This window comes from Polyangium sorediatum, from assembly GCF_029946465.1.
GTDB classification, from domain to species: domain Bacteria; phylum Myxococcota_A; class Polyangia; order Polyangiales; family Polyangiaceae; genus Polyangium; species Polyangium fumosum.
The window spans coordinates 169,320-195,256 of sequence record NZ_JARZHI010000013.1 but is presented as its reverse complement, the minus strand read 5'-3'; the positions used below and the strand labels follow the sequence as shown (position 1 = coordinate 195,256).

Here is a 25,937-nt window from a genome sequence, read left to right as displayed (position 1 = left end):
CCCGTAGATGCGAGCGCGTGAAGCACCGGCGCCGAGGCCCTGCCCTTCGCGTCGGCCCTGTCTTTTTTCCGTGGATCTGTGTCATCTTGGGCCGGGGCGCGGCTCGTTTTTGGGGCCGCGCGGCAGAGATGCCGGGTGCGGGAGGGCACGGACCTTGCCACGCTTCCTTTCGCCTGGAGGTCTTCCATGAAGCGATCGTCTTCTCTTTCCTTCGTCTTCTCTGCGCTCTGCGCCGCCTGGATCGGTAGCCTCGGCCTTGGCCTCGCCGCGTGTGCAGCCGAGGAGCCGCCCCGTTACGACACCTCGCCGCCGGGCCTGGGTGGCAGCGGGGGCGATGGCGGCCAGCCGGGAGGCAGCACAGGCGGCACGACCAGCGGCGGCAATGACGAGCCGCCTCCGCCTCACCCGGACGACACCCTCGTCGCGGTCTTCGACGGCCCCGCCACGCCGCCCACCGGCTGCATGGGCGTCGATCCGTCCGAGCCGGCCACCTTTTTCGTTTCGGCCGACGACTCGAACTCCATGGCGTCGCCGGTTCACGTCCGCGATCTGCTCCGGCTCGGCATGGAGCCTTTCCCGAGCGAGATCCGAACGCACGAATTCCTGAATTACTACCGGATCCAGTATCCCGCGGCCCCGTCTGGCCAGCTCTCTCTCTTCCCCGAGCTCGAAGCCGTCGCGGATGCTTCGACGAAGCTCTATTTCCAGGTCGCCCTGCGCTCCTTCAACGTGATCCAGCCGCGAAAGCCGATGAACATCACGTTCCTCGTGGATACCTCGGGCTCCATGCAGGGCCCGGGCCTCACGCGTGCGAAGGCCACCGTGCTCGCCATTGCGTCACAGCTCGCGGCCGGCGACCTCGTGGGAATCGTCACGTGGGGCGCGGAGAACAACGTCTTGCTTGCCGATCACGTGGTCACGGGCTCGAACGATCCGGCGATCCTCTCCGTCGTCGATGCCCTCACCGCGAGCGGCGGGACGGATCTCGCGAGCGGCCTGAATGCGGGCTACGACCTCGCCCAGAAGCATTATGCGCCGGGGCGTTTGAATCGCGTGGTCCTGATCAGCGACGGCGGCGCGAACGTCGGCGTCACGGACGGCACTCGTATCGCGATGGCGGCCGCGGACGCCGACAAGGAGGGCATCTACCTCCTCGGTGTCGCCACGGGCCCCGCGCTCACGCACAACGACGCGGTCATGGATCCGCTCACCGACAAGGGCAGGGGCGCGTACGTGTACCTCGATTCCGTCGAGGAGGCCTCGCGCATGTTCGCCGAGCGATTCGACGAGACCATGGACATCGCAGCCCGGAGCGTGAGCGTCGAGTTCAAGCTCCCCTGGTACTTCAAGATCCACAAGTTCTACGGCGAGGAATACGCGACGGAGAAGCCGGAGGTGGAGCCGCAGCACCTCGCGCCCAACGACGCGTTGATCTTCAGCCAGGTCCTCGAAGCCTGCGACGCGTCGGTCATCAACCCCAGCGACCCGGTCACGATTCGCGCCGTCTGGACCACGCCCATCACCTACACCAAGCAGACGACGGAGGTCACGACGACGCTCGGCGAGCTGCTCGACGCGCAAAAGATGGGGCTGCCGAAGGGCAAGGTGATCGTCATGTACGCGGAGGCCCTGAAGCGGCCGAGCAAGAAGACCCTCACCGCGGCGCGCGACGCGGCCCTCGCGTATGACCCGGAGCTCGCCGATCCGGTCATCGCCGAGATCGTCTCGCTCCTCGAAAAGCACCCGCAGTTCTGAGCGGGTCACGTCGGGGCGTTCCCTCCTCGCCGCCGTCCCAACCTTTGCGGCGCGTGAAGGGGCCGCCCCCTCCGCCTGCCCCAACGCGTGGGGCGCGTGAGCCCCGAGGCCCTCCCCGCGCCCGAACCGTTTTCGCCCGTCGACGCCTTTCCCCTGCCCGCGCCCGAGGCGCTCGGGCTTGTCAGCCCATCGACGCCCCTGTACGGTCCCTTTCTATGCCCGAGCCCAGTCTGGAACCTTCATTCGGGCGTTGAAACAAGGAGGTTGAACGATGGGGAGCGAAGATCTCGTAAGCCAGCCGATCGCGGCGACCCCCGGGGATTCGGACAGCGCGCACAATCTGGTGAACGGCCGGCACCTGAACCCGATCCACGTGTGGGCAGCGGGCAAGGGGGCGCCGCTGCGTTTCAACGACAATGACGCGCGGCTCCCGGACCGCGGCGGCGGCGACAAGCCGTTCGGTCAAGACAATTGGCTCGTCGGGCTCGACTTCGCGAACTTTGCCGATCTCGGGAACAAGCTCGGAGGGGGTCAATTCCAGCTCCCCAGCTTCGTATGCAAGAATTTGATGTTCGCTTGTGGCCCGATCGAGGAAAATCAGATCACGCGCCTCGCGATCCTCGCGCACGGCGCGCCGGGCGGCGTCGACATCGACAATACGACAGGGTGGGATCTCAAACTCGACGTCGCGACCGCCCCGGAGATGCTGAATGCGGGAACGTTCTCGAAGTATGCGGTGCCGCTCGATCAGATCCTGAGAGTGCTCGCGTTCCGCGCGACGGTGTTCTTCATGTGTTGCAGGACCGCCGCCGACAAGCCGGGCGAAGAGTTCTTGAAGGCCATCTCCGCTCGGTGGGCGTCGAAGGAGGTCTTCGTGGTCGGATACAAAACCATTCTCTACTGCGGGTCACAAGGCAAGAAAGGAGCCTTCGGGGGTTCGTGTTATCCAGGAGCACGCGAAACACATTATGGCAATCATAAATACGGAAACGTCGTGAGGCCTTACGAGACGCTGTCGGGGTGGAACGACCTCGTCGCAAATCCTTGGGCGACGGAGATCACGCCGCATGCGACGATGGCCTGGAGGGGGCGGATCATGAAGGATGGCGCTGCCCCGCTCGATGGCGGGTCCTTTCCGGGTCAATAGGCGTCCGATGCTCGACAACGTTCTGTTTTACCTGCCGCTCATCGTCGCGCTTCTCGGCCTTTTGTTCACGGGCGCGTTTGCACTTTGGAGCTTTCGGCGCAGGCGCTTGGCCTGGCTCGCGTTCGGCCTCGCATCGCTCGGAGCGCAGGTGACCTCGGCCCTTCAGTATGCGTCCGCCTTCGTATCCATGGCGGCGCAAGCGGCGAGACCCAGGCCCATGGACCGTCACCCGCACTCGGTCGAATTCTTGCCGCCGCGCGTGCTGGTGATTGTCGCGTGGAGTTTTTGGGTCCTCGCCGTCGTTCGTCTCGCGCGAGCGGCGCGCATGGCGGAGCCGGCCGAATCGCGGTCGTGGCGGCGACCGGCGCTCGGGCTCGTCTTGATCGCCTGCGCCATTGCAATGCTCCAGCGGGTTGATGAGCGGCTGGATGAGCTCGTGGCCGAATCCCAGCGTGCGCTCTTCGACGGGACATCCCAGCTCGCGTATCGGCCTGTCGAGGAGCCCGAGGACGTCGACGCGCTCGCGTCGATTCCGGTGCGCCGGATTGAGCTCAGCCATCGGGGAGGTGGCGTCGTCGGCGTGGCCGTGGACAAGGACGGTCGCGTCTTTCAGTGGAATGCATACGCGCGCCATGCCCCCGCAGAAGCGATCCCGCTCCCAGGCCCTCTCGGTGCGGCATTTGCGAACGAATGGCACGCATGCGGCATCACGCCGGAGGGGCATGCCTCGTGCGCGCCTTTCCCCTCATGGACGGGCACGCTGGGCGTCACAAAGCGCCTTGGAGACGGCCCCGTGACCCTGCTCGACCCGGCGCCGGACATCGAGAATGGCGCGCGGATCTGCGGGCTGCTCGCCGATGGAACGGCCCGCTGCTGGGGCGCCAAAACGGTGGGCGACCTCGTGGAGATACAAGGCTTGCCTTTCGGCGCGGGCCTTCGCGCGATGACGTCCGCGTTTGGGCATGTCGGCTGTGCCGCGGGGCAAGACGGGCACGCTCGATGCTGGAGATTGCAGAGGGAGGTGCTTGGAGGCGAGGTGGCAGGGCTCGAGGACGTGATCGCGTTGTCGTCGTCCATCGAGCGAGCGTGCGCCATTGACCGGAAAAACGCCGTGGCGTGCTGGGAACTCGAGCCCGCGCAGGGACGTGTCGGGTGGACGGCTCTGCCTGTGGCAGGGCTGCGCGCCGTCCAGGTTTCCGTGGCGCCGACGCATACGTGCGCCGTGACGGTCGAGAGGAAGGTCGCATGCTGGGGGTCGAATCGGTGGGGTGAGCTTTGTGATGGCACCACGGACGATCACACGCAGCCCGTCGCCGCGGTCGGGGTTTCCGACGCCGTCATGGTGTCCACGGAGGTGGGGACGACGTGCATCCTGCGCGCGTCGGGGGCTGTCGCGTGCTGCGGACAGCAGCGGCGCTTCGATTGAGCCCGGACAGCTCGACGGCTCCCGAGGGCGTCGTCGAAATCACCCCCGCACCCTCACCGGCTCCATTCCTCGAAACATCACCCTGACGAACACCACCGCCAGCGCCGCGAGCCCTGCCGCCAGCGCGAAATGCCCCGCATACCCGAGCGCTCCAGCGGAGAACCCGCTCGCCGCCGCCGCGACGCCGGTCGCCGCGACCACGACCGAGGCTTGCACCGTGTAATCGGCCGCCGCGTGCTCCGGCCGGCACGATTCCATCATCGCCGTGAAGAGCGACGCCGTCGCCATTCCGCTCGTCAGGTGCTCGATCCCGCACACCACCGAGAGCGCCGAAATGGAGACGGGCCGCGACGCGACGAGCGCGTAGAGCAGCACCCCGATCGCCTGCAACGTCCCGAACCCGAGCAGCGCGCGCCGGTATCCGAGCCTGCGCACGAGCCCGCCCCCGAGCATCGCCCCGACGAGGCCCGCGGCGAACCCCACGCCGCCGATCATCCAGCCGACCTCCCGCATCCCGAGCCCGGCGCCGCGCGGGTCCACGAAAAAGGGCTTGAGCATGCCCGAGGCGAAATGCTCCCCCGCCTTGTAGACGAAGAGCAACCCGAGCCACGAGAACGCGCCCGGGCGCTTGAACCAGTAGGACAAACTCGGGCTCTCGCGGGGCGGCGGCGGCGCGGCGGGTGGCTCGCGAAAGACCCCGATGGGCAGCGTGGCGACGAGGAGCATCACGCCGAGGCTCGTGAGCGTGATTCGGAAGCCCGCCGCGTCGAAGACGAGCAGCAAGAGGCTCCCGCCGAGGATCATCCCCACGCGATACGCGGCTACCTGCACGCCATTGCCCCAGCCGAGTTCGTCCGCCGAGAGGAGGTCCACCGCGAGGCCGTCGGTCGCCACGTCCTGCGTGGCGGCGAGCAGGTTGATGCAAAGCACGCCCGCGCAGAGCCAGGGGATCGTCGGGCCGCCCGCCGGCACGGCGAGCGCGAGGAGCAAGAGCGCCGAGAGGAGCTGGACCGGCAGGATCACGCCGCGTCGCCGCCCGAGCCTCCCTGGGGCGCGCCGGTCCATGAGGGGCGACCAGAGGAACTTCAGCATCCACGGGAGCGCGAGCAGGTGGCTCAGGCCAATGGCCGGGAGCGACAACCCCATTCGTTGGAGCAGCACCGGCAGCGCCTGCGTGAAGAAGCCGAAGGGGAGCCCCTGGGAGAGGTACAGGCTCGAGAGCAGGCCGAGCTTCGTGAGCGTGCCTTTCGTGAGCGTCACGTCCGACCTCGTGGGGGCACTACGCGCGAGGGGCAAGGGCGCGAGCGCCCTCGCCGCGTCGATCAGAGCAAATTCATGTGGAAATGAGGCTCCGGCCCATCCCGCTCGTCCATGAGCGTCACACCGGGCTCCTGCTTCACGGCGTCGCGCAGCGCCTTCTCCAGCGCGCCGTCCATGTTCCACGACCGCACGTCCACCGCGCCCGATTTCAGGTGCTTCGATACGTACGTCCCGCGCCCGATCTGCGCGTCGATCACCTCGCGCATCGCGCGGATCGTCCCTTTTCGCTTCTCCCCGCGGGCGACGGCCTCCCGATAGGCGTTCCGTACCTCGGTCGCCGCGGCCTTGTTTTCGTAGAGCGCCACCACGTCGTCGCCGCGCTTCAGCTTGTCGAACATGAGCTGCGCCTGCCTTTGCGGCGTGCGCGTCCCGCCCGTCACCACGAGCCGCTTCTTCGTCGCCTTGTGATACCGCGTCGCGATGCGATCGAGCCGCTTTGCGTTCGTGTCCGTGAGGCGCAGATCGCGGGCCAGCACCTCCATGTGGTTCGTGCCCGCCACCTTTTGCAAGGGCTCGGGCGCAGCGTCCTTGCCGCCCTCGGCGGCGCCTTCCTGCGCCGTGACGCGGAAGCTCTTCACGTCGTCGTGCCCGCGGCACGCCTTGCACGTCCCGGCCGCGTTCTCGCCGTTCTTGAGCTTCACGTCGAGCTGCTCGACCGTGCCGCCCTTGGTCACGAGCTCGACGCGCACCTTCAGCGCGTCCTCGTAGCCGCTCTTGATCTCCACGGCGGACGCCGCGTCCTCGTCGTCGCTCTCGTCGCTCGTGTCCTCGTCACCCTCGGCGGGCGCGCACGTCCGCAATTCGAGCTTCTCGTAGCCTTTGCCGGCCGCGCGCCACGCCGAGCAGCGCGGCGCGTCCCCCGCCTGCGCCTCACCTGACGAGACGACCATCCCCACGAGCAGCGCCGCGGACATCCCCCACGCACGCAACCACGTTTCCCGGCGACCGAGCACGACGACAACCCTTCCCGCCGGGCCCTTCCGGCGCCGGCACAGACGCTTTCGCGCGCTCGCCCGCTGCCACAAGGGCCGACGCGTGTCAAGCGTGATAGCCGCGACCCTTGAAACCGCGGCTCATCGACCGACCTTCATCACGCTCCCGCCGTTCGTCGCGTCCACCCAAAAAATACACGCTTTTCCCAGCGCGAAACGCGAAAGGCCCGTCCGCCCGCTCGCATGCACGCGCGGCGCCTCGTCCCCGCAGCCGGCCGTGGGACAGCTCCGGATCGCGCCGCTCATCGTGTCGCTCCAGTACACGCGCCCCCCGGAGACGGCCACGTCGAAGGGTTTGTCCCCGGCCTCGCCGGGCGTGATCGCCGTGGGTCCGCTGCAATACCCACCCTTGGGACACCGCTGGATCGTGCCGCCCGGCTGCCATGACGGGTAATAAAATGAATCGTTGTCCACGGCGACGGACGTGGGGAAGACGAGCGCGCCTGCGACGGACGTCGCGGCTCCCCCGGACGAACCCTGGTAGATCGCGCCGTTGCCGTTGCCATTGCCGAGCTCGACCCAGAAGAGCTGGCCGCCGCTCGTCAGGATCGTGTCCGATCGAAAAAGCCCGGTCGCATACTCCTTCGGCGCCGCGCAGTCGCCCGGCGCGCAGCCGTACACGCGGCCGTCGCTGTCCGCCGCGCCGCGATCCGTCCAGTAGACCGAGGCCCCGTCGAACGCGACGCGCCCGATCGTACCTTGCGCAACCGAGGTCGCGAGCTTTTGCCGGCTCGCCATGCAGTCCTCCGCCGCGCAGGACCAGAGCCCCTCGTCGTCCCCGTAAAACACGTTTCCGTCGCGCACCACGAGACAACGCGGCGCGACCGCGCTCGCGAGCATCTCTGGCGCCTCCGCGCCCGCGACGAACCGCATGACCTCGCCGCCCTCCTGGTTCACCCAGTACACGCCGTCGCTCCCGACCACGAGATCCGCGGCGCCGAGCGCGAACGACGGCCCTTCCGCGACAGGCACGGGCGCGCATCCGCCCTCGGGACACGGATCACAATCGAGCACGAGCGACCCCGGACCGCCGCCGCCGCTGCCGCTCATGGTGCTGCTCGTGGTGCCGCTCCCGCCGCCGGCCGCGGCGCCCGGCAGGCCCGCGCCGAGGCGGTCGAGATCGAGCCAGCAGGCGGCCGTCGGGAGCGCGATCGGCGCGAGCAAGAGGCCGGAAAGGAAGCATGGGCGCGGAAGCATCGCCGCAGTGTAACCCGCTCGCGGCGCGGTCGTGGTAACCTCGGCCCCGCATGATGTCGGAATCGGACGAGGAGATCGCGGCGCGGCGCATCGGCACGTCGGTCGGGACCTGGACCCTCGAGCGCCTGCTCGGCATCGGTGGCATGGCGAGCGTCTTTCTCGGCCGTCGCCCCGATGGGTACGTCGCGGCGATCAAGATCCTCCATCCCTACCTGCAAGACATCTCCGAGCTGCGAAAGCGATTCCTCCGCGAAGGGCCTATCGGCAGCGCGCTCGCGGCCGTCGGCCCGCTCTGCGAAGGGCTGCCCGCCGTCTACGAGTCGGGCGTGTCCGAGGACGGCGCGGCGTTCATGGCGATGGAGCTGCTCGACGGCGAGACCGTCTTCGAGCGCATGGCGCGCAAGGGCGTGCTCTCCGTCGACGAGGTCTTGCGGATCGCGCACAAGGTCCTCGACGTGCTCGTCGTCGCGCACGCATTCGGCATCGTGCATCGCGACCTCAAGCCCGAGAACCTGCACAACGGCAGGGATGGGCGGATCAAGGTGCTCGATTTCGGCATCGCCCGCGTCGACACGCTCCCCGAAGGCACGGCGGAGCTGCCCGAGAAGACGGCCACGAAGACGGGCGTCGCCATCGGCAGCTACGAGTACATGGCGCCCGAGCAGGCGATGGGGAAAAACCAGGAGCTCGACGGCCGGACCGACCTCTTCGCGCTCGGCGCGACGATGTTCCGCCTGCTCGGAGGCCGCTACGTGCACGGCGACGCCGAGAACGCGCTCCTGCTCGTCGCCGCGGCCACGCGCCCCGCGCCTCCGCTCGCGACCATCGCGCCCCACATCCCCGCGCCCGTGTGCCGCGTCGTCGACATCGCGCTCGCGTTCCACAAGGAAGCCCGTTATCCCGACGCCGCGACGATGCGCTTCGACGTCTACTCGCTCCGGGCCGGCAAAACGCCGCCGTACGCGACGGCCGTCGCCGAGGGCCGCATTCGCGCGGGCGACAGGCCGCCCCGCTGACCTTGACATCCCGCGCCTCGCGCGGTCCCATCGGCGTCCCGTGGAAACGTTCAGGTGGTGCGGCTGGCCCGCGTGGGTGATTCTGCTGTTCGCGATCCTGGGGCTCGGCCTCGCGGCCCTCGGCTTCTTGCTCGCGCTCATGAAGAGGCCGCTCGGCGGCGCGATCGTGGGGGGTGTCGCGATCCTCGTGTCGCTCGGTTCGATCGGAATGGGGCCCGTCGGCGCGATGCTGGGCCGATCCATGACGGACGAGGCGCTTCGGGGGGATTACATCGACGCGTCCCAGCGGGCGCTCATCCGCGAGACGGGGTACGCCGAGGCCGACGGGTGCAAGGACGTCGGCTTGGCCCTCGGGACCACGCCGTTCCTTTTCTCCCTCGGGGCCCTCGTCCTCGGGATCGTCCTCCACAGCCGCAAAAAGAGCTGATTCAGGCCGCGGCGTCGATCCCGAGCGCCGCGACGAACCTTTGCGCGAGCGCCTCCGCCTCCGCCGCGTCGGGCAAACCCAGGACACGTAGCGCCTCGTCGCGTCCCGTATCCCGCGCCCGCGGGGCCTCGAGCGCCTGTGCCGCTTCCCTGCGCGCCGCCTCCACGCGCGCCCGCGCGGCCGGATCGAGCCGCCGCTTCGCCCAGGCGTCGATCGCATAGGCGAGCGCCGCGTGGCGCGCCTCCTCGTCGGCAATCCGCGCCATGGCGGCGCGCACCTCGGCGTCCTCCGCGAACGTCGCCTGCCACCGCGCGACGAGCGCGCCGAATGCCTCCCGCACGCAACCCTCGGCCGCGTTGTGTGTCGCGAGCTCCTCCAGCGCCGCGCGCCGCGTCGCGCCGAACGTTTGTCTCGGCACACACGCCCCGTACCGCCGCGCGAGGGCCCGTGTGCGCCGCGTGTGCCGCCGCTCCTCGTCGGCCGCCCGCGAGGCCGCCCGCAAGAGCCTCCGCGGCGCCCCGAGCGCGGCGAGATCCCGCCGCAACTCCCGGAAGGCGATCACCGATCCGGCTTCGAGCGTGGCCGCGTCGACGAGCCATGCACCCGCCGGCCCGAGATCCTTGGTGTCCAAACGTTTTTCCGGACCGTACCCTCCGAGCGGCCGCCGCCCCGCGCCGCACTCCGACATTTGTGTGCACTCGATCGCGGGCATCGTGCCTCCGTCTTCGAGGGGGATCGACGCCGGCACGCACGAGATCCCGTTCGGGCATTTGCGCTGGCATTCGTCGGCGATCCAGTCGCCCGCGTCCTCGACGCCCCCGTCGCTGCTCGGCGGCAGGAGCGGGATCTGCGACACGTTTTCCGGACACGGCCCACACGCGAGCCCGCGCGCCCCGAGCGCCGTCGTGGCGATGATCATGACGAAGAGCTTGTCGAGGTGCCTCATGTTCATGGCGTCGTCCTCAAGGGGAGGTGGAGATTGAAACCGAGCGTATTTGAAGTCCGCCGGGCGCGGGGGACTCGCCGAACCCGGGCGCGATGGTCCCGCTCGACGCCGAGCGCGTGACCCACACGCGGAAATCGCAGCCTGCCGTCCCGGGTTCGATCGCGAGGTCCGCCGGCTGGATCGCGTACACGCCGGGATCCTCCGCGAAATAACGCGTAATTGGCCATAACAAACAGGGGGCCGTCACGTCGACCCACGTCTCGAACGCGCCGTCCGCCGCGTCCCAGTTGATCGGGATGGGAGACGCGCGGGAGGCGGGCGCGCTCGGGACCACGATCGAAAAAGGCGGAGGCGCCACGAGCTTGCTCACGAAGAGCTCGGTGCCGCGCAAAAAGACGAGGTCGAGCTCCGTGGCGCTCGTCTCGAGCTGCGCCACGTATCCGAAGCCGCCGGCGACGAGGGCCTGCTCGGGGCCGCCCGGCTCGATGAGGCTCAAGTGATCGGTGTTATCCAGCGTGATGCTCGTCCCGTCGCCGAGCAACGTGACCAAAACCTGGGCCGTGCCGCCGTTCGTGCGCAGCTCGGCGAAGAGCGAGAGCTCGTCCGGCGTGAACATGCTCGATCCGCGGGTCTCGGAAGGCTCGCTGCACGCGGGAGCGGAGGCGAGGAGCAAAACGGCGAGGAGCGGCGCGCGCATCCCCGGAGCTTACCCGAAACTCGCCTCCGCCGGGAGCGCCCTTGCGTCAGCGCCGCACGGCGCCGTGGGGTTTGCCCTCACCGTATCCCGCGAGCGTCTGCACCCCGATCACCGCCTTTTCATGGAGCGCGGGCAAGCTCCGCGCGCCGGCGTACGTGCAGGCCGATTGCACGCCCGTGATCATGTCGATGAGCAGCGCGCCCACGCTCTCCTTGCCCTCCTGGATGTAAATGCGCGACGTCGAAATGCCCTCCCGGAAGAAGCTCTTTTTCGCGCGCTCGAACGGATCGATGTCGGCGGTCCGATCGTGCACGGCGCGGGCGCTCGCCATGCCGTAGTTCTCCTTGTAGAGCGCGCCCTCGCGGTCCTCTTTCACGTCGCCGGGGCTCTCGTACGTGCCCGCGAGCGCCGTGCCCACCATCACGCGTGACGCGCCCGCGGCGAGGTAGAGCGCCACATCGCGCGGGTATTTCACGCCGCCGTCGGCCCATACGTGTTTTCCGTGCGCGTGCGCCTCGCGCGCACACGCGAGCACCGAGCTGAACGTCGGCCGGCCCGCGCCCGTTTGCATGCGTGTCGTGCACATCGCGCCCGGCCCCACGTTCACCTTCACGATGTCCGCACCCGCCTCCAGCAAATCACGCGTGCCTTCGGCGGTGCACACATTGCCCGCGACGAGCGGCACGGCGCTCCCGATGGCCTTCCGCACGGCCCGGATGGCGTCGATCATGCGCCGCTGATGGCCGTGCGCCGTGTCGAGCACGATCGCCGAGACCCCGATGTCCACGAGCCGACGGGCAAACTCGGGCGCGTTCGCCGAAATGCCCACGGCGGCCGCGACCATGAGCTCGCCGCGCCCGGACAAACTCGGCCGGAGCAGCTCCAGCCGCACGGCGTCGTCGCGCGTCAAGACCCCCACGAGCTTGCCCTGGGCGTCGAGCACGGGCACGGCCTTCACGCGCGCCTCTTCCATGAGGAGGAATGCGTCGCGGTTCGGCGTGCCCGCGGCGATCGTCACGAGGCGCGAGGACATCAGCGCCGAGGCGGGCGTGTACTGATCCCGATCCCGCAGGTCCGCGTGCGTGACGATGCCGAGGACGCGGCGCTCGTCATCCACGACGACGACCATGTCATGGGATCGCTTGCGGATGATGCCTTGCACGTCGCGCAGGCTCTCGCGCGGCGAGACCACGAGGGGCGTGTCGTACCGGGGATCGGCGCTCTTGATGTGCCCGACGATGCGCTCGGTCGTATCGAGGGCCATGTCCTGGGGCAGCACGCCGAGACCGCCGAAGCGGGCCATCGTCTCCGCCATGCGTTTGCCCGTGACGGCATTCATGTTCGCCGAGACGATCGGGTGCGACCCACCCGGAAAATCGACCGGCCGGAGATCGACGTCGAGGCGCGAGACGCCCTCGAAATACCCTGGCGTCAAGAAGACGTCTTCGAGCGCGAGCTCGAGGTTTTCGTCCCGCTCGGGATGGAGAAATCGCATGCGGCAACTCTAGCCGAATGCGGCGAAAACGACGAGCGGAGGCTCGGTTTATTGCGGGCTGGCGGCGTCGGGCGAGGCGGGGGCCGCGGGCGCAGGCTCGGCGGGCGCGGGCTCCTTGGCCGGCTCCGGCTCCTTCGCAGGCTCGGGCGTGGCCGGGGGCTCGCTCGACGTGGGCTTCGTGGCCTCGGGCTCGGCCTTTTCCTTCGGCGGAGCGGGCAGGAGGTCTCCTGTGATGTTCAGCGCGAGGATGATGTAGGGGACAGCCTGCGAGACGTCCTGGCCCGTGCGGTAGGGCGACTTCAGCCACCAGTTCGCGACGAGCAGGAGCGTCGGTTCGAGCCCCGCGCCGTCCGGCTTTTTGAACGTCCACGCCGCGATGGGCCCGAGCCGGTGAATCGCGCCGGGCGCGCGGGTCTTGTCGTCGCCGGGCGCGAAATGGTCGTCGTTGTAAAACGCCTGCCCCGTTGTCCAGCGCAGGCCGACGCTGAGGCGGTTGTCGAGGCCCTGGAAGAGGAGATCGGTGTCGTTCGAGTACCAGAGGCCGCCGTCGCCCACGAGCAGATCGTAGAAGATATCGTAAAAGACGCGGTCGCCCTGGCGTAGCTTCATGTCGGGCCGGCCGAACCGGAAGAGGTTGCGCGCCGCGACGGGGCCGAACTTGAACTGCAGGTTCGCGCCGGCGATGAGCTGCGTGCCGGTCGTCGAATAATTTTTCTGGGGGTCGCCCTTTTCGAGGTCGCCGCGCCGCGCGAGCTCGGTGTCGCTGTAGTTCACCTTCGTCGCGTCCGCCGTGGGGTACGATTGCAGGAAGTTGAACGCGCCGAAATACGCGATTCCTTCGTAGAGCGCCCAGAGCTGGAGGAAGCTCGCCGGCTGGATCTGGATCGTGGGTCCGCCGCGGGCGAACGCGCCGCTCAGGGACGGCGCGAGTCCAACGCCGATGAAATTGTCCCGGAGCGCCACACTCTCGCTCTTGTAAAGCCGGTATCGGTAGACGAAACGCGCGTCCGTGATGAGGCCGAGCGGATTCCACCGGAACAACGTCAAATCGTTATAGACGATCCGGTGCTGCGGGGGCGGTCCGTCGCGGTACGCCTGGGCCTCGGCGTCCTGGGCGGTCGATAAAGTTACCAGCGCCGCGAGGGCGGCGAGCGAGGGGGCGAGAAAGCGGCGCATGGAAGAGCTCCGTGGAGAGGCGGTCGCCTATGAAATGGGCATCCTATGGCTTTCCTTCGTTGCAGGTCAAGCGTTCAGGACGGCCCCGTTCACGCGCGGCGCGCCTGCCGTTGACGGCGCATGGCGTCGCCCAACGATCTCGTTTGGAACGGGAGAAGGCGATCGTGTCTCCAGGCTTTGCCGCATCGCGGCAAGCGTCCCGGGCGCTCTCGCCTCGTTTTCGTTCCGACGGAGATGCGCTCCATGCGGACCTCGACACGCACCCGTTTTTGGCTCCTCTGCCTACCGCTCGCCGCTTGTGGTGGCCCCGCGGCCACCACCGAGCTCTCCGGCGTCGAGCCGCCGGCCGAGGGCGAGGAGGCCCTGCCGCCGCCGATTCTCGCGAATCGGGTCCTCCTCGCCCGGCCCGGCCCCGAGGCGCCCGAGGAACTCACGCTGGAGCTCGACAAGGCCAAGGCCCTTCGAATGTTCGGAGAATCCGCGCGGCGCATCCGGATCCTCGACGTCGACTCCACCAGGCTGCTCGGCAACGTCCTCGACGCCATCCGCGACGCCTGCGGCGATGGCTGGAGGCTCGATCAGAAAAACCCCGGCTACGATTGCACGCAAACCACGCTCGGGCGGACGTTCGGGTCCGCATGGCGCACTTCGGCGGAGTTCGGCCTCGTGCGGTTGCTCGGCATGACGCCGGCGAATACGGTTCTTTCGGGGACGAGCCTTTCGACGTTCTCCGAGCTCGTCGACCAAAACCCGACCACGTTCCGCTTCGATTTCGCCGAGGTGCTCGCCGAGACCCTCGGCATCGGGCGCACGGATCCCGTCGTGCCCACGGCGGCGCTGGTGCGCTCGCTCCAGGAAAACTTGCTCGGCACGCATCCGGGAATCGACGACCCCTCGGGAAAACTCCCGGTGACCCTCTATGACGCGCTGAAAGACCTCTCGACATTGCCCGAAACCTTCGGCCCCGTGGGCAGGAGCCCGTTCGCGGGCTCCGGCGAGCATCCCGGCGTGCTCGTGCCGGACGACGGGTATTTCGCCACGCGGAGCGACGTGCTCGGCCCCGATTTCCGCATGCGTGTGGTCGCCGAATCGAACCTGCGCCGCGTGCGCGGGATCGATCTCTCGTCCGGCGGCGGTGACATGTTCTTGATGGAAGGCCGCGCTCCGCTCTCGTTCGATTTCGAGGATCCCGAGCGGCTCGTCATCCGGGGCGTCGCAGACGTCCCCACGGTCGACATGCGTTTCTCGACCGTCGAGGCGGACCATTTCGTCCCCTCGTGTGAGGCCGATCCCGGCTGCCGTCCGTTTTTCCTGGAATCGATCGTGACGAGCAGCGCGCGGCGCGCGTACGGGCAGCGGTCGTACGATCGTTGTTACGTCGGGCTCAACGGCGAATGTCTGGTCGGCGTGACGATTGGACGGGGTCGTGCGCCGGGGTGGATCACGTTCGCGAATGCGATCCGGGGCGTGACCGTGCCGGAGCCGCGATTCTTGTGGGAGCTCCTGGCCGAGGTCGCGCAGATTTCGCTCCACGATCCGACGGGCGACGGCGCCGCGGACATCCCCGAGGGCGCGGCGAGGCCCGTGTTCGCGCTGCGGAACGTGCCGATCGGCCCGCGCGGCGCCGAGCTCGTCCAGGCGATGCGACCGATGTTGCAATCGCAGGCGGACCTGATGGCGAACGTCATCGTCGGGCGGTTCTGGGTGAACAACCACGACCTCGATTTCTACGTGCGTCGCGACGCGGAAAGCAGGCGGTCGCTCTTGTATTTCGTGGCGCCCTCCGATCCAAAGCCAGACCTGGCGGGCTCGGACCAGCCCAAGCCTTATCGCTACGAGCGCCCCGGGTTCTTCGAGAGCCCGGATCTCGCCGAGGAGAGCCGCCTCTCGAAGCGGCAGATCCCAGGCGTCGCCGACACGGAGCACGAGAAGGTGCCGCTCTCGCCGGGGGAGCTCGTGCTTTATGCGGAGGACGACACGCGCGACGTCTACGAAATCCGGATCCTGGTGCCCGAGGAGGAGGGACGCGACATGATCGTCGATTTCGAGAAAGTCGCCTCGCGGAGGTCCCAATGACCCCGCGACGATGCGCTGCCCTGCTCGCCCTCCTTGGTGCAGCGGGATGCGTCGAGCCCGTCACGCTGGAATCGCCCCCGCCCGAGCACGAGCTTGCCGTGGGCGAGAGCCGCGCGATCACCTTGCGGTTCCTGCGGCTCGACGTGGAGGATTTCGCGCAGACGCTCGGCCCGGAGGAGCTCCGCCGGTTGCCGCGAAAAACGCTCGAAGAGACCTGGCTCTTCGACATGGAGCTTCGGCCGCTCGTGGAGAATGCGCTCGATCGATTCATGCGTCTCCCCGAAGGCGAAGCGAATGCGCTCCCGCAGCCGACGTGGAACATGTTCGCGCTCCTCCACATGACGCCGGCGAGCGCGCGGCTCGAAGGCACGTCGCTCGCGGGGCTCACGGCCGTGGGCGAGGCCGTTGGGATCTCGCCGTCGCGGATCCTCGCGGACCTCGCGGGCGTGGGGCCGAACGAGCCGCTCGCCCCGCGATCGATCGTCACCGACGTCGTGCTCGACCAGGTGATTGCGACGCATCCGCGCGCGCGCGTCCGCAAGGGCCCGGTGAGCGCCGATCACCCCGAAGGCCTTTACGACGTGGAGAAAGGGAAAATTGCCCTGACCCTCCACGACGTGGCCACGGATTTCGCCTCGCTCTCGGAGCGGTTTGGCCGGGCGCCGCTCGATCCGACGCGCCCCGAAGGCCCCGCGCATCCCGGATTTCTCCAGTCCGCCTCCGGCCTCTCGACCGCCGACGGGGGTTTTCGGATGACGGTGCGGCTCGACGTGAATGCCTTGCCGTATCGAGGCATCGATGCCTCCCATGCGCGCGTCGCCAGCGTGAACTCGATCGGCGGGCAGATCGGCCGCGCCTTCGATTTCACGGATCCGCGGTGGCTCGAAGTGCAGGGGCTCGCGGAGGACCTCGCGATCCGGGAGATGACGATGACGATCGACGAGGACCCGGCCTACCTCGCGCCCGGGACGCGCAGGGATCCGCGGCCGCTCGGCAATTCTCCTGTCTGGAATGCGGCGCCTTGGGTCGAGGAGCGTGTCCTCGCCGAGGCGGGTCGGCGCCTCGCGGCGCGTATCCCGCCCCATTGCACCACGTATTCGCCGGCGGGCGAGGTCTCCGATCCCTTCGAGGCCGTGCGGGTGTGCATCGATGGTGCAGGATGGGTGCAGATCGACATCGATCCGAGCGTGATCCTCGACCAGCCGCCGCCTCGGCCGTCGTATTACTGGGACATGCTCCTCGAAGTCGCGCAGGCGCGAATGCACGACGGCGGGCTCGCGGAGGGCGAGGCGAACGTGGTGATGGCCGTGCACGACGTGCCCGTGGGCGTGCGAACGGAGCAAGTCGTCGCGCGAATTCGCGAGAACATCGAAGGGAACCCCGCGACGCTGCGGGAGATCGCCGAGGCGCTGACGCAAAACACCCGCGGCGACGCCGATGTCTTCTACGTGCAGCCCGAGGGGAGCGCCGAGGATTGGCTCTATTTCGTGGCGCCCGAGGATATCCGGAAGGACGCGGAGGGCAATCCCGTGCGGCCGTACGCCTACACGCGTCCGGGGTTCTTCGCCGACGCCGCGCTCACGCAAAAGGTGTCCTCGCGCGTCGAGATCGACGGGGACACAGCGCACGAAAAGGTGCCGATTGCGCCGGGCGATCGGCTCTACGTGGAGGACGCCGAGGGGCGCGTCTTCGAGATCGTCGCGGAAGAAAAGCCGAGCCTGCACAGGCTCGTGCTCGTCGTGACGCGCGTGTCGTGAATCGATCGAAGGGGGAGAGCACCATGTCACGTCGTCCGCTGCGTATCGTGTCCTTGCCCCTCCTTTTCGGCGGGCTCCTCGCGTCACGAGGCGCGGGCGCGTCCGGGCTCGACGCGCCGCTCGTGGGGAGCGGACAATCCGGGCCGACGATCTCCGACGGCGCGGCCATTCACTGGAACCCCGCAGCGCTTGCCGATCTCGATCGCCCCGAGCTCTTCGGCGGCGCGGGCCTCGTCGCAGGGCGCGTCGGGTATCGCCGCGAGCGGCGGGGGACGTACCAGACGCCCGACAGCCTCCGATTGCGAGGGCCCATGGCGGCGGGCGAGACGGACCCAGGAAAACATGGTTTTGCCAGGGAGGTGATCGCGACGCCGCTCGCGCCGACGGGGGATCTGTTTTTCGCATGGCCCATGGCCGAGCGGCGGCTCGTCCTCGGGCTCGGCGCGTACGTGCCTTATGCGGCGGCGCTCGATTTCCCGGCGAATGGCCCGCAGGCGTGGCAGCTCCGGCAGGCGTTCATCGTGGCGTCCTACGTGACGGCGAGCGCGGCCCTGCGCGTGCTGCCAACCCTCTCGTTCGGCGCGGGCGTCTCGTACGTCGGCGGGCTCGCGAGCCTCTCCAAGAAGCAAGACTTCGCGGAGCTCCCCGAGTTTCAGCGCGCGTTCTCGGATCCGCCGATTGGCCAGCCAAACGAGTTCGGCCCGAACGCGCCGAGCCACGTGCGCGAGCTCGACGTGCTCTCGCGGCCGATTTCGATCACGAACGCCCTGAGCCATGGGATCTCGTTCAACGTCGGCCTTTTGTACCAGCCTTCCGAGGACGTCCGCCTCGCGCTCGCCTATCAGCACGGCGCGCAGATGCGGTACCGGGGGCGCTTCGCGCTCGACATGAACGATCCGTTCTTCACGCAGGACCTCGCCGCGCAGGGGCTCCGGTATCCGCCGCTCGTCCAAGGGGATGCCGAGCTCGCCTTCCGGCTCCCGAAGCGAATCACGGCAGGCGCGTCGTATCAGGCGACACGGGCCTTCCGTGTCGACGGGTTCGTCCAGTACGTGACCTACTCGGACGTGGATGCGTTCGTCGTGACGACCCGATCGCCCTCGCTCGCGCAGCCGAAGCTCGGGATCGGGCCCTCGGTGCGGGCGATCTTGCCCCGGACGTGGAACGACACGGTGTGGGTCGAAGCCAATGGGCGCTTTGCGCTCTCGCGGCACTTCACGATGTCGGCGACGGTCGGGTATCAATCGCCGGCCTCGCCCGACGAGACAATTGACGTGGGTTCGCCCGACGGGCACCGGCTCGTGGGCGGTCTCGGCGCTGTCGTCCGGGCGACGTCGTGGCTCGATCTGCATGCCGACGCGCGCGCGCAAGGGATCCTGCCGAGGACGGTGACGACCTCGCGGAGCGACGTCGGCAATGGCAGGTACACGATGGCGATCGGATACCTCGGCGGGCACGCGAAGGCGCGGTTTTAGTCTCGAATTCGCGCGTCTGCACGACCTCGTCGTCGCGCCGCCCCGCCCCCGCGTCGCGGCAGCGTTGCGATCAAACGAGCGATTTTGTCAAATAAACAGCGTGGAATCGCATTCCTCGCCCATGGAGGGGCCTGTCGTGGTTTTTGCGTCAGGATCTTGCGCCTTCTCAGCATACCTGCTGGGATTTAACCATGACGTACGTTCTACCTTCCCCTCGTCGCGTTCTCCACGTCGCCCGCGTTCTCCGTCGTATCGGACAGATCGGAGGGCTCGCGCTCTCGCTCGCGAGTCTCGTCGGTTGCGGGGGTGATCTGGGGGACCCGTCCGAGGAGCTCACAGCGGAGGCGCAGGCCGCCTCCTGCGTGGCGGAGCCCATGCTCATTTCGTACGGATCCGAGCCGGACCAGTTCGGCGAGCTGCGCGTGCCTAAGGGGCGCGGCCCGCATCCCGTCGCGGTGCTCCTCCACGGCGGCTGCTGGACGACCATCTTCGGGCTGGAGCAAATGAGCGACATGGGTGAAGACCTCACGCAGAGGGGCATCGCCACCTGGAATGTCGAATTCCGCCGCATCACATACGGCGGCACGGATTCAGGACATCCGGAGACGTTCCTCGATGTCGGCGCGGCCATCGACAAGCTGCGCACGCTCGCCCCGATCTACGATCTCGACCTCGACGAGGTGGTGACCGTGGGCCACTCCGCGGGCGGTCACCTCGGCGTATGGGCCGCCGCGCGCCCGAATCTCCCCACGACGAGCCCCATCCGCGGCACCAATCCGCTCCCGCTCTCGGCCGCCGTCTCCCTCGCCGGCGTGCTCGATATCGCCGATCCCGTGGCGCGCGGCGCTTGCGGGACCCTCGCCGATCAGCTCCTCGGCGGCACGCCCACGGACGTTCCGGAGCGTTATGCAGAGAGCAATCCGAGCGAGCTCGTGCCGATCGGGGTGCGGCAAGTGCTCATCCACGGGACCGCCGACGACATCATCCCTCTCTCGTCGAGTGAGAACTACCGCGAACATGCGCGCGATGCAGGGGACCACGTCTCCTTGAAGAAAGTGCACAACGCCGACCATTTCGACGTGATTACACCCACGTCGCCCAAGTGGCCGCAGGTCCGTGGCCGAATTCTCAGCGCATTCTAGGAGGATGGAAGGGCTTCCGTCAAAACCCCGGCGCCCTTCCTATTGTGTCGTTGGTCTGTATCCTGGGTCTCGAAGGGCGCGTCGGTTCAGGGAATTCCTGGGCGGATGCGTACGATCTACCGGTTCGCCTGCATTTCATGATACGACGGGGGCCGCATGCAGCACCCTCCGTACCCCGCGCAGCCCGTCCTTGCCCTCGAGCCCTGGCTTCGGGCCGCGATCGCCGCTGCCGACGCCCTCGCGAAGCTCCACCAGAGCGGGATCATCCACCAGAACATCCGCCCGCAAACGCTGCGGATCGAGCCCGCGGGCGAGGGGGTCGAGCTCGTCGGCGCCGAGGGGTACGAACTCACCGCGTCCATGGTGCTGACGCTGCCGCTCGACGCGCTGCCGTACATCGCGCCCGAGCAGACGGGACGGCTCGAAGCCGCGATCGATCATCGCGTCGATCTGTATTCGCTCGGCGTGGTGCTCTACGAGCTTTGCGCAGGGACTTTGCCATTCCACGCCGACGATGCGGTCGGCTGGGTGCATTGCCACGTCGCGCGGGCCCCGAGGCCGCTCGCGGACGTGACGCCCGAGACGCCGGTGATCGTCTCCGAGATCGTGATGCGGCTGCTCGCGAAATCGCCGGAGGAGCGCTACCAGAGCGCCCGCGGGCTCACGCACGACCTCGAGCGGTGCCTCTCCGAGCTCACGGCGCATGGCCACATCGAGCCCTTCCCCCTCGGCGCGCAGGACGTATGGGACAAACTCCGCGCCGCGAGCCGGATGTACGGCCGGCGCGCCGATCTCGCGGCGCTGCACGAGATCCTCGAGCGCGTGCGCGAGACGGGCCTGCGCGAGGTGGTGATCGTCAAGGGCCCCTCGGGCATCGGCAAATCCGCGATTCTGCGCGAGCTCCAGCGCGAGGCCGGGAGCGCGCGCGCGATCTTTTTGTGGGGGACGTTCGAGGAGCAGCGGCGCGATATCCCGTATGCGACCCTGGGCCAGGCCTTCGAGGGGCTCATCCGGCATACCATCGCCTCGACCGACGCGGAGCTCGCGGCCGTGCGCGAGGAGCTCGCGGCGGCCCTCGGCGACAATGGGCAGCTCATCATCGGGCTCGTCCCACAGATTCAGCTCGTGATCGGCAAACAGCCGCCGGTCACGCCGCTGCCCCCGGCCGAGGCTCGCGCCCGCCTGCACCAGACGTTCCGGGCATTCGTCTCCGCATTCGCGTGTCGGGAGCGGCCGCTCGTCCTCGTGCTCGACAACCTACAATGGGCTGATTTCGCGAGCCTGGAACTCTTGCAGCACATCCTGACGCACCCCGAAGGCCGGAGCTTGCTCCTCATCGGGACCGAGCGCGAGGAAGAGGACGAGGCGTCGCAGCCCGCCCAGGCCATGCTTCGCGAGGTCCAGAAGGCCGGCGTCGCGGTCCACGAGCGGGTGATTCGCCCGCTCGGGCGCGTGGATTTGATGGATCTTGTGGTCGATCTCTTTGGCTGCGATCGCAAGGACGCGGAGCCGCTCGCGGCCCTGCTCTGGACGAAGACCGGGGGCAATCCGTTTTTTGCGGGGCAGCTCCTCGGCGCGCTGCACCAGGACCAGCTCATTCGATTCGACACGCGCCGGTGGGCGTGGGTGTGGGACATCGCCGAACTCGAAGCCAAAGAGATCACCGACGACATGGTCGAGCTGGTCCTCGGCAAGCTCCGGCGTTTGCCCCAGGATACGCTCGACCTCTTGAAGCTCGCGGCCTGCATCGGCAGCGAATTCTCGGTCACGCTCCTCGGCACGTTGAGCGAGCGGACGCCCGAAGAGGCGCGCCGCGCGCTCGAATCCGCGCTGACCGAAGGCCTGCTCCTGCAGCGCCCGGACGGATACAAGTTCATGCATACGCGGGTGCATCAGGCCGCGTATTCGATGATCCAGGAGCAAGAGCGGGCCGGGCTCCATTTGCGCCTCGGCTGGCTCCTGCTCGAGCGTACGCCCGAATCCGGGCGCGACGCCCTGCTCTTCGACATCGTCAATCAGTTGAACCTCGGCGCGAACCGCGCGCTCTCCGCCGAGGATCGGCGCCGCATCTCCGAGCTCGACCTCGCGGCCGGGCGAAAGGCGAAGGCCACGAGCGCGCCGCGCTCCGCGGCGGCATACCTATCCACGGGCGTGTCGATGCTCCCGCCCGATCCATGGGACGTCGAATACACGCTGACGTACGGCCTCACGCTCGAGCTCGCCGAGTCCGAGTTCATGCTCGCGCACTTCGAGGAGGCCGAGCGGCTCTGCGTCTCGGTCCTCTCGCGCGCCGCCACGCCCGTCGAGCGGTCCGCCGCCCATCGTTTGCAGATCCGGCTCGCGATTGCGCAGGTGAACAACGCGCGCGCAATCGAGGTCGCGTTGTCGTGCCTGCGCGAGCTCGGCGTGGACCTGCCCGCGAGCCCGACCCCGGACGATCTGCGCGCCGAGCTCGAGGCGATACGCGCCGCGCTCCGAGGCCGCACCACCGAGGATCTCGTCGACCTGCCAGCGATGGCGGACCCGCGCATGGTCGCCGCCATGCAGGTCCTCTCGGCGGTGTATCCGGCCTCGGTGTATGCCGCGACGGGCTTTGGGGACATGACCGCGGCCCGGATGGTGCGCCTCAGCATCGAGCACGGCATCACGTCGGGCTCGGTCTCCGGACTTTCGTTCCTCGGCACACTCCTTTGCGCCTCCTTCGGGGAGTTTCACGAGGGATATCGTTTCGGCAAGCTCTCGTGCGAGCTCGGGCGACGACCCGGCTTTGGCGAGGACGCGCCGCCGGCCCTGGCCGGGTTTGCCACGACGACCCTGCCCTGGTCGAGGCACATGCGGGAGGCGCTCGAACTCCTCCGGGACGCCTTCAAGCGTACCCGCGAATCGGGACAGCTTCTTTACGCGAGCGTCGTTCTCATTCAAAATGTGATGATCCAGCTCGCGCTCGGCGAGCCGCTCGAGGCCGTCTATGAGGCGACGCTCCCGGCGTTCGAATTCGCGAACAACGCGAATTACGGCTTCCTCGGCGAGAACATCCGGTTGATGCAGCGATTCATCCGGTGCCTCTCCGGAGATTCCGAGCGCTTCGGCTCCTTGAGCGGTGACGGCTTCGAGGAGGCGGCGTTCGCCGTGCAATTGCGCGAGAGGAACATCCCGCTCGTCCGCCTGCTGTTCTTCACGTACCAGCTCATCGCGAGATACCTGGCGCACGATTACGAGGGCGCGCTCGCGTCGGCCGAGGCCGCCGCGGAGCTCTCCCGGGCCCGCGTGTACGGGGTCTCGGACGCGGAGTGCTGCCTCTATACGGCGCTCACGCTCGCGGCGCTCCTCGAGCGCGCGGAGGAGAGGAGCGACAAGGACAAGCTCCGGGCAGAGCTCGACGCATGCGAGGCGACGCTGCGGAGCTGGGCGGCGAGTTGTCCGGACAACTTCGCCTGCCGGCACGCGCTCGTCCTTGCGGAGATCGCGCGCCTGGAGGGGCGCGATCACGACGCGTCGACCCTGTACGATCGGGCGATCCGCGACGCCCGCGCGGCGGGGTTCATCCAGATCGAGGCGCTCGCCTGCGAGCTCGCCGGCCGATTCTCGCTACGCCGGGGCCTCGCCGTCCTGCCAGCCGCATTCTTCCGCGAGGCGCGGACCCTCTATGCGCGATGGGGCGCGCGGGGCAAGGTGAGGCAGCTCGAGGGGCTCCACCCCGACCTCCTCGCCGAGCCGCGCCGCGAGAGCGGCCCCACGCCCGCCGCGAACTCCGAGCCGATCGATACCCTGACGGCTGCGAAGGCCTCGGCCGCCATTTCGAGCGACATGTCGCCGGATCAGCTCCTCGCGACGCTGATGCGTATCCTCATCGAGCACGCCGGGGCGCAGCGGGCCTGCTTGCTTTTGCCCTCCGCGGGGACGCTCGGGGTCGCCGCGGACGTCACCTCGGATCAGGACGGCGTGCGCGTCGATATCCCCAAGGGGGCGCGTGTGCCCTCCGCGGTATCGTTTCCGCTCTCGATCGCGCATTACGTGCGTCGCACCCGCGAAAAGCTCATGCTCGACGACGTGGCCGCGCAGGGCATGTTCTCGGCCGATCCTTACCTCTCCAAGGCGCCGCCGAAATCGATGCTTTGCGCGCCGATCGTCCGGCGCGGGGAGGTGGCGGGCATTCTGTACCTCGAAAACAACCTGGCGCGTGGCGTGTTCACGGCGCGGCGGCTCGCGCTCCTCGAGTTCCTTTCCGCGATCTCGCTGGAGAACGCGCTGCTCGCTGCCGATCTCGCGCGGGAGACGGCGGAGCGGACCCAGGCCGAGCGGACGTTGCGCGAGAGCGAGGAGCGCCTGGCGCGGCTCGTGGAGACGGCGAGCGTGGTCCCGTGGGAGGCCCGCGCGGAGACGGCGCGGTTCACGTACGTCGGCCCGAAGGTGGCCAAGATGCTCGGGTATCCCCAGGACGCCTGGCTCGGGCCGGATTTCCTGTCGAAATACGTGCACGCGGAGGACCGCGAGAGCACGCTGATGCATTTCTTCGCGGCCACCGGAGACGACGATTTCGATTTCCGGATGACGGCGACCGACGGGCGCACCGTGTGGCTGCACAATGTCTTCAGCTCGCGGGCGGTCGACGGGGCCGAGGTGCTCGGCGGTTTTCTTTTCGACGTGACCGAGCGCAAGGAGGCCGAGGCGACGTTGCGGGAGAAGCTCCGGATCATCGAGGAGCAGCAGGCCGCGATCCGGAGTTTGTCCACGCCGATCATCGAGGTTTGGGAGGGCGTCCTGACGATGCCCGTCCTCGGGAGCGTCAACGAGAAGCGGGCCGCGGAGATGATGAGCGTGGTGCTGGAGGCGGTGACGCGCACCGCCTGCGAGTATACGATCATCGATCTGACGGGCGTCGATACCGTGGATACCGCGACGGCCGATTACATCATGCGGATCGTCCGCGCGGTGCAGCTCCTCGGCGCGCAGGCGATCGTGGTCGGCATCCGGCCCGAGGTCGCGCAGACGATCGTCTCGATGGGGGTCGATCTTTCTTCGATCGCCACGCTCTCGACGCTGCGCGCGGCGCTGCTCCGGTGCATGCGGGCGCAGGGCAGCGTGCAGGTGAAGGGGGCCGCGCAAAAGGCGGCTCGTCAGGTCAGGAAGTAACCTCCGTCGATGGCGAGGTTCGCGCCGGTGATGTAACTGGCACCCGGGGAGCAGAGGAAAAGGACGGTCTGCGCCGCCTCGTCGACGTGACCCAGGCGCCGGAGCGCGATTCTCGTGGTGAAGGCCGCGAGCGCCTCCGGCGGCGCATCCTTGTACGTCTCCCGGGACATCGGCGTATCAAAGGCGCCGAGGGCGAGCGAATTGACCCGGATGTTCTGCCCGGCGTATTCGGCCGCGGCGGTGCGGGTGGCGCTCTCGAGCCCCGCCTTTGCCGCGCCATAGGGACCGAGGAACGCGGCGCCCGCCCTGGCCGCGGCGGACGAGCCATTGACGATGACCCCGCCGCCGGTCGTGAGCATGGCGGCGATCTCGTGCTTCATGCAGGCAAAGAGGCCACGCAGGAGAGCGAAGTTCGCCTCGAACTCCGCGGAGAACTCGGAGAGCGGCGCCATCTTCGGCGCGGCCCAGGCGTTGTTGTATGCGCAATCGAGCCGCCCGTACGTCTTGACCGTCTGCTCGACGAGCGCGCCGATCTGGCGCTCGTCCGTCACGTCGCACGGGAGGAACGTCGCCTCGCCGCCCGCGGCGCGGATCGCGCCCTCGACCTCCCGCCCGGGGCCCTCGCTGCGCGCGGTGAGGACGACCTTCGCGCCCTCGCGGGCGAACGCCTCGGCCGTCGCACGGCCCAATCCGGAGGTCCCGCCCGTGACCAGCGCCACCTTGCCTTGAAATCGCATTTGTTCCTTCTCCGTGTTCGAGC

Annotated in this window: 18 protein-coding genes; 10 read left to right on the top strand and 8 right to left on the bottom strand. The window is 68.5% G+C overall.

Annotated elements, in window-relative coordinates:
• The first annotated feature begins 186 nt into the window (after window positions 1-186).
• The 3 genes from QHF89_RS17695 (at window position 187) to QHF89_RS17685 (ending at window position 4,328) form a co-directional block, all read left to right on the top strand.
• Window positions 187-1,755 carry a vWA domain-containing protein gene (locus tag QHF89_RS17695; protein ID WP_136969250.1) on the top strand — a complete coding sequence of 523 codons (1,569 nt, stop codon included), beginning with the start codon at window positions 187-189 and terminating at the stop codon, window positions 1,753-1,755.
• Between the two features lie 271 nt (window positions 1,756-2,026).
• On the top strand, window positions 2,027-2,902 hold the full coding sequence (locus QHF89_RS17690) for a hypothetical protein (protein ID WP_136969251.1): 876 nt from the start codon (window positions 2,027-2,029) through the stop codon (window positions 2,900-2,902).
• A 7-nt stretch (window positions 2,903-2,909) separates the two neighbouring features.
• The gene (locus QHF89_RS17685; RefSeq protein ID WP_136969252.1) at window positions 2,910-4,328 is read left to right on the top strand and encodes an RCC1 domain-containing protein; all 1,419 of its coding nucleotides are present in this window, start codon (window positions 2,910-2,912) and stop codon (window positions 4,326-4,328) included.
• Window positions 4,329-4,367: 39 nt separating this feature from the next.
• Here QHF89_RS17685 and QHF89_RS17680 read toward each other — a convergent pair whose 3' ends face one another.
• The 3 genes from QHF89_RS17680 to QHF89_RS17670 form a co-directional block, all read right to left on the bottom strand.
• Complete coding sequence (locus QHF89_RS17680; protein ID WP_136969253.1) at window positions 4,368-5,588, bottom strand: MFS transporter; 1,221 nt, start codon at window positions 5,586-5,588, stop codon at window positions 4,368-4,370.
• A gap of 62 nt (window positions 5,589-5,650) precedes the next feature.
• Complete coding sequence (locus tag QHF89_RS17675; protein WP_136969254.1) at window positions 5,651-6,562, bottom strand: hypothetical protein; 912 nt, start codon at window positions 6,560-6,562, stop codon at window positions 5,651-5,653.
• A 159-nt stretch (window positions 6,563-6,721) separates the two neighbouring features.
• Window positions 6,722-7,837 (bottom strand): hypothetical protein, encoded by a 1,116-nt coding sequence (locus QHF89_RS17670; RefSeq protein WP_136969255.1) that lies wholly within the window; start codon window positions 7,835-7,837, stop codon window positions 6,722-6,724.
• A gap of 50 nt (window positions 7,838-7,887) precedes the next feature.
• Here QHF89_RS17670 and QHF89_RS17665 point away from each other — a divergent pair, with 50 nt between their 5' ends.
• The gene (locus QHF89_RS17665) at window positions 7,888-8,853 is read left to right on the top strand and encodes a serine/threonine-protein kinase (protein ID WP_136929784.1); all 966 of its coding nucleotides are present in this window, start codon (window positions 7,888-7,890) and stop codon (window positions 8,851-8,853) included.
• Between the two features lie 40 nt (window positions 8,854-8,893).
• Window positions 8,894-9,280 (top strand): hypothetical protein, encoded by a 387-nt coding sequence (locus QHF89_RS17660; protein WP_136969256.1) that lies wholly within the window; start codon window positions 8,894-8,896, stop codon window positions 9,278-9,280.
• A 1-nt stretch (window position 9,281) separates the two neighbouring features.
• On the opposite strand, the gene QHF89_RS17655 is transcribed toward QHF89_RS17660, so the two are convergent.
• The 4 genes from QHF89_RS17655 to QHF89_RS17640 are packed head-to-tail and all read right to left on the bottom strand — an operon-like array spanning window position 9,282 to window position 13,594.
• Entirely contained in the window at window positions 9,282-10,232 is a 951-nt protein-coding gene (locus QHF89_RS17655; protein ID WP_136969257.1) for a hypothetical protein, read from the bottom strand.
• Between the two features lie 10 nt (window positions 10,233-10,242).
• Window positions 10,243-10,923, bottom strand: coding sequence for a hypothetical protein (locus QHF89_RS17650; RefSeq protein WP_136969258.1), 681 nt, complete (start codon window positions 10,921-10,923; stop codon window positions 10,243-10,245).
• Window positions 10,924-10,969: 46 nt separating this feature from the next.
• The gene (locus QHF89_RS17645; RefSeq protein ID WP_136929788.1) at window positions 10,970-12,418 is read right to left on the bottom strand and encodes a GuaB1 family IMP dehydrogenase-related protein; all 1,449 of its coding nucleotides are present in this window, start codon (window positions 12,416-12,418) and stop codon (window positions 10,970-10,972) included.
• Between the two features lie 48 nt (window positions 12,419-12,466).
• Complete coding sequence (locus tag QHF89_RS17640) at window positions 12,467-13,594, bottom strand: hypothetical protein (protein WP_136969259.1); 1,128 nt, start codon at window positions 13,592-13,594, stop codon at window positions 12,467-12,469.
• A 243-nt stretch (window positions 13,595-13,837) separates the two neighbouring features.
• Here QHF89_RS17640 and QHF89_RS17635 point away from each other — a divergent pair, with 243 nt between their 5' ends.
• From QHF89_RS17635 to QHF89_RS17615, 5 genes are all read left to right on the top strand, one after another.
• Window positions 13,838-15,670, top strand: a complete 1,833-nt coding sequence (locus tag QHF89_RS17635; protein ID WP_136969260.1) for a hypothetical protein — start codon at window positions 13,838-13,840, stop codon at window positions 15,668-15,670.
• Window positions 15,667-17,427, top strand: coding sequence for an acetyltransferase (locus QHF89_RS17630; RefSeq protein ID WP_136969261.1), 1,761 nt, complete (start codon window positions 15,667-15,669; stop codon window positions 17,425-17,427). Before QHF89_RS17635 ends, QHF89_RS17630 begins: the two co-directional genes overlap by 4 nt.
• A 23-nt stretch (window positions 17,428-17,450) precedes the next feature.
• On the top strand, window positions 17,451-18,902 hold the full coding sequence (locus QHF89_RS17625; RefSeq protein WP_232379569.1) for an OmpP1/FadL family transporter: 1,452 nt from the start codon (window positions 17,451-17,453) through the stop codon (window positions 18,900-18,902).
• 191 nt (window positions 18,903-19,093) lie between these two features.
• Complete coding sequence (locus tag QHF89_RS17620) at window positions 19,094-20,044, top strand: alpha/beta hydrolase family protein (protein WP_136969262.1); 951 nt, start codon at window positions 19,094-19,096, stop codon at window positions 20,042-20,044.
• A gap of 156 nt (window positions 20,045-20,200) precedes the next feature.
• The gene (locus tag QHF89_RS17615) at window positions 20,201-25,177 is read left to right on the top strand and encodes an AAA family ATPase (RefSeq protein ID WP_136969263.1); all 4,977 of its coding nucleotides are present in this window, start codon (window positions 20,201-20,203) and stop codon (window positions 25,175-25,177) included.
• On the opposite strand, the gene QHF89_RS17610 is transcribed toward QHF89_RS17615, so the two are convergent.
• Complete coding sequence (locus QHF89_RS17610) at window positions 25,162-25,914, bottom strand: SDR family NAD(P)-dependent oxidoreductase (RefSeq protein ID WP_284720618.1); 753 nt, start codon at window positions 25,912-25,914, stop codon at window positions 25,162-25,164. The two genes, QHF89_RS17615 and QHF89_RS17610, sit on opposite strands and share 16 nt — an antisense overlap.
• Window positions 25,915-25,937 lie beyond the last annotated feature (23 nt).

Coding starts and splice junctions, on each gene's coding strand:
- QHF89_RS17655 (WP_136969257.1), bottom strand. CDS start 10,232: ATGAACATGAGGCACCTCGACAAGCTCTTCGTCATGATCATCGCCACG.
- QHF89_RS17635 (WP_136969260.1), top strand. CDS start 13,838: ATGCGGACCTCGACACGCACCCGTTTTTGGCTCCTCTGCCTACCGCTC.
- QHF89_RS17690 (WP_136969251.1), top strand. CDS start 2,027: ATGGGGAGCGAAGATCTCGTAAGCCAGCCGATCGCGGCGACCCCCGGG.
- QHF89_RS17610 (WP_284720618.1), bottom strand. CDS start 25,914: ATGCGATTTCAAGGCAAGGTGGCGCTGGTCACGGGCGGGACCTCCGGA.
- QHF89_RS17615 (WP_136969263.1), top strand. CDS start 20,201: ATGCAGCACCCTCCGTACCCCGCGCAGCCCGTCCTTGCCCTCGAGCCC.
- QHF89_RS17665 (WP_136929784.1), top strand. CDS start 7,888: ATGATGTCGGAATCGGACGAGGAGATCGCGGCGCGGCGCATCGGCACG.
- QHF89_RS17675 (WP_136969254.1), bottom strand. CDS start 6,562: ATGTCCGCGGCGCTGCTCGTGGGGATGGTCGTCTCGTCAGGTGAGGCG.
- QHF89_RS17670 (WP_136969255.1), bottom strand. CDS start 7,837: ATGCTTCCGCGCCCATGCTTCCTTTCCGGCCTCTTGCTCGCGCCGATC.
- QHF89_RS17650 (WP_136969258.1), bottom strand. CDS start 10,923: ATGCGCGCGCCGCTCCTCGCCGTTTTGCTCCTCGCCTCCGCTCCCGCG.
- QHF89_RS17645 (WP_136929788.1), bottom strand. CDS start 12,418: ATGCGATTTCTCCATCCCGAGCGGGACGAAAACCTCGAGCTCGCGCTC.
- QHF89_RS17625 (WP_232379569.1), top strand. CDS start 17,451: ATGTCACGTCGTCCGCTGCGTATCGTGTCCTTGCCCCTCCTTTTCGGC.
- QHF89_RS17620 (WP_136969262.1), top strand. CDS start 19,094: ATGACGTACGTTCTACCTTCCCCTCGTCGCGTTCTCCACGTCGCCCGC.
- QHF89_RS17685 (WP_136969252.1), top strand. CDS start 2,910: ATGCTCGACAACGTTCTGTTTTACCTGCCGCTCATCGTCGCGCTTCTC.
- QHF89_RS17695 (WP_136969250.1), top strand. CDS start 187: ATGAAGCGATCGTCTTCTCTTTCCTTCGTCTTCTCTGCGCTCTGCGCC.
- QHF89_RS17640 (WP_136969259.1), bottom strand. CDS start 13,594: ATGCGCCGCTTTCTCGCCCCCTCGCTCGCCGCCCTCGCGGCGCTGGTA.
- QHF89_RS17630 (WP_136969261.1), top strand. CDS start 15,667: ATGACCCCGCGACGATGCGCTGCCCTGCTCGCCCTCCTTGGTGCAGCG.